The sequence below is a fragment of the Acinetobacter sp. V2 genome, from assembly GCF_001188385.1.
In the GTDB taxonomy this organism is placed as follows: domain Bacteria; phylum Pseudomonadota; class Gammaproteobacteria; order Pseudomonadales; family Moraxellaceae; genus Acinetobacter; species Acinetobacter oleivorans.
Genome location: NZ_JZFB01000002.1, coordinates 308,969 through 312,223 on the forward strand (window position 1 = coordinate 308,969; position 3,255 = coordinate 312,223).

At 40.1% G+C, this 3,255-nt stretch carries 3 protein-coding genes; 1 reads left to right on the top strand and 2 read right to left on the bottom strand.

Translation table 11 applies throughout. The features are described 5' to 3' along the window. Window positions 1–419 precede the first annotated feature (419 nt). Complete coding sequence (locus tag UC75_RS10270) at window positions 420–1,187, top strand: putative porin (protein WP_004790036.1); 768 nt, start codon at window positions 420–422, stop codon at window positions 1,185–1,187. A 49-nt stretch (window positions 1,188–1,236) separates the two neighbouring features. Here the strand turns inward: UC75_RS10270 and recJ are convergent, their stop codons facing one another. Together recJ and UC75_RS21085 are read right to left on the bottom strand one after the other, a co-directional pair. Beyond that, window positions 1,237–2,937: a single-stranded-DNA-specific exonuclease RecJ gene (gene recJ, locus UC75_RS10275; protein ID WP_049837523.1), complete on the bottom strand. Its 1,701-nt coding sequence runs from the start codon at window positions 2,935–2,937 to the stop codon at window positions 1,237–1,239. Beyond that, window positions 2,938–3,255 (bottom strand): pyridoxine 5'-phosphate oxidase C-terminal domain-containing protein (locus UC75_RS21085; RefSeq protein ID WP_322842891.1); only part of this gene is annotated, 318 nt, incomplete at its 5' end.

Below are 3,255 nucleotides of genomic sequence, written 5' to 3' on the forward strand. Positions count from 1 at the left end.
TTGGTTTAGATAAGGATTAATTTCCACGCGAGTGTTCCCATAAGAGCAGATAAACAGGCAATTATTTTAGCATAGCTGCGGTTATCTTCGAACCTGCTTTGTATTTCTCATTATATTTCACTCATCTAATTTCTAAATTTTCTTCAGTTCATTTTAAGCTTAACCAGTAACATCCTCATACAAAATTGGGTACTTTTACAGCATTTTTTATGATCTACACAAAATCTCCTCAATTTTAATAAAATTAAACATTCTATTTTTATACTTTAAAATCAAATAATTAAGTTAAACATATTTACAAAAAAAGCACATAGTTACAGTGCGGTTACTTGTGCAAGATTGACGCTACCCGATTTTCCTCTAGACTAAAAGTTGTAACAAAACATTTATAAAATCGCTTTTTAGAGGGGAGAGATTCCATGAAAAAACTAGCAATTGCATCAGCTCTTTTATCTGCACTCGCAGTAAGTGGCGCAGCAAACGCTTACCAAGCTGAAGTTGGTGGTTCTTACAATTATCTTGATCCAGACAACGGTAGCAGCGTAAGTAAATTCGGTGTTGACGGGACTTATTACTTTAATCCTGTTCAAACTCGTAACGCTCCACTTGCAGAAGCAGCATTTTTAAGCCGTGCAAGTAATGTTAACGCACTTATCAACTATGGCGATAACAGCGGTACTAAAGATACTCAGTATGGCGTAGGTGTTGAATACTATGTTCCTAACTCAGATTTCTACCTTAGCGGTGATGTAGGCCGTAATGAGCGTGAAATTGATAATACCAATATTGATAGCAAAGTAACTACTTATGCAGCTGAAGTAGGTTATTTACCAGCTCCAGGTTTATTACTTGCACTAGGTGTTAAAGGTTACGACGAAAAAGATGGTAAAGACGGCGCTGATCCAACAGTTCGTGCTAAATACGTAACTCAAGTAGGTCAACATGACGTAAACCTTGAAGCGTTTGGTGCGTTTGGTGACCTAGACGAATATAAAGTTCGTGGTGACTACTACATCGATAAAACTTTAAGTCTTGGTGTGGATTACTACAATAACGACTTAACTGATAAAGATGAATTTGGTATTAATGCTAAAAAATTCTTAAATCAACAAGTAAGTCTTGAAGGTCGTATTGGTTTCGGTGACAACGATAACACTTATGGTGTTCGTGCAGGCTACCGCTTCTAATCTTACCTAAGAGTTTATAAAAAAATCCGCTCAAATGAGCGGATTTTTTTTATTGGTTTAAATGCACAATACGCAATTGTAAATTTACATTACCCTTAAATATATTACGATCAATCTCATAGACCAAATGAACTTCATCTCGCATAGGATTAAATTCAAATCGTCCAGCGGCATTAAAAGCAATCGCATCAAAAGTATATTGATCAAGAGCCAATCTAAGTTTTAGATGTGTTTCTTTAAGCCAGCGATAATCGACAACTTTAAAATGTCCTTCAAACTGAGGAAAGGGGAATTTTTGCCCCCATGGTCCAAGCTGCTCGATCCAATCCAATGTGTCTAGTTGCAAAGCCGAAGCTGGTAATTCCCCATCCGTCCATAGCGTTGCTTGAAATAAAGATTCTTCCATAGCTGCAACACAGGCAGTAAACACTGTTTTAAAAGCATCAAAATTTTCTTTACGTATCGTTAAACCTGCCGCCGCCGCATGTCCACCAAAATGGCTCACCAATTCCGGATGTTGTTCAGCAACTTGTTCAATCATATCTCGAATGTGCACACCATCAATTGAACGTGCAGATCCTTTAATATGGACACCATCTTCATCTGGTGCAAAGACAATAGCTGGGCGATGAAACTGTTCTTTTAAACGCCCTGCGACAATCCCAATCACGCCTTGATGCCAGTTTTCTTCAAAGAGCACCAGAGCTGGGGGAATATCTTCTTTTGAAAGTTGCAAGCTATCTAAAGCAGATAAAGCTTGTTGCTTCATCTCTCCTTCAATTTGTCGCCGCTCTATATTCAACTGATTTAATTGTTGAGCAATCGGGTAAGCTGTTTCCATAGAGTCTGCTAATAAACACTCTATACCGATTCGCATGCTCTCCATACGCCCCGCAGCATTAATACGCGGACCTAAAACAAAACCTAGATCTTGTGCACGCAAAGACGACGCCTCTCGGCCAGCAATATCCAACAGTGCCAATATTCCAACACGACATTGATGTTGTTGAATGCGCTTCACCCCTGCATCCACTAAAATGCGGTTGTTATAATCTAATACAGCAACATCCGCATAAGTTCCCAAAGCGACTAAATCTAGATATTGAGTGACTTTACTTGTGCTTTTACCTTGTCTGCTACGTAAACTTGCCAAATTGGCCAGCACATAAAATGCAACACCAACACCAGCAAGCGCCTTACTTGGAAAATCACAGCCTAATTGATTTGGGTTAACCACCGCTTCTGCTAGAGGCGTTTCTTTTGTTGTTAAGTGGTGATCGGTAATAATAACTTGCATGCCCAGCGCATGGGCTGTATCGACTCCAGCATGGCTGGAAATTCCATTATCAACTGTAATTAATAAATCGGGTTGATAAGTTTGATGCGCAAGCTCTGCAATTGCGGGAGTAAGCCCATAACCGTATTTAAATCGGTCTGGAACTAAATAGTCGACTTGTGCTCCCATATCACGAAGCACCAATACCATTAACGCTGTGCTGGTTGCACCGTCAGCATCATAGTCGCCAACAATAATAATCTTCTTCTGTGCATCAATAGCTTGATCTATTAATGCCACAGCTGTTTCTAGCCCCTTGAGCTGTGGGGCTAATAAATTCTTAAGCTTTAGCTCTAATTCCTGTTCAGATTCTACTCCACGCCTTGCCAAAATCTCGGCAATAAACGGAGGCACGCCCTGAAACTGTTCAGGGCGTGTCAATAAAGGTCTTTGTTTGATTTGTATTTTTGTCATTTAAGGCATCAGTCGGTGCAGCGTCCATTGACCGTCGATTTTTTCATAACTCAAGCGGTCATGTAAACGATTTGGTCGCCCTTGCCAGAATTCATAATAATCTGGTTGCAGACGATAACCGCCCCAAAACTCCGGCTTATCAAGCACTTCACGGCTTTCAACTTGCTGTTGTAAGTCTTGAAAACGTTGCTGTAACAGCTCTCGGCTTTCAATTTTACCGCTTTGTGGAGTACTGATATGCGCTGCAATCTGGCTATCACGTGGTCGTTTAAGGTAGTAATCTGTAGATTCTTGCTCAGCAATTTTAACTACACGACC

Coding starts and splice junctions, on each gene's coding strand:
- UC75_RS10270 (WP_004790036.1), top strand. CDS start 420: ATGAAAAAACTAGCAATTGCATCAGCTCTTTTATCTGCACTCGCAGTA.
- recJ (WP_049837523.1), bottom strand. CDS start 2,937: ATGACAAAAATACAAATCAAACAAAGACCTTTATTGACACGCCCTGAA.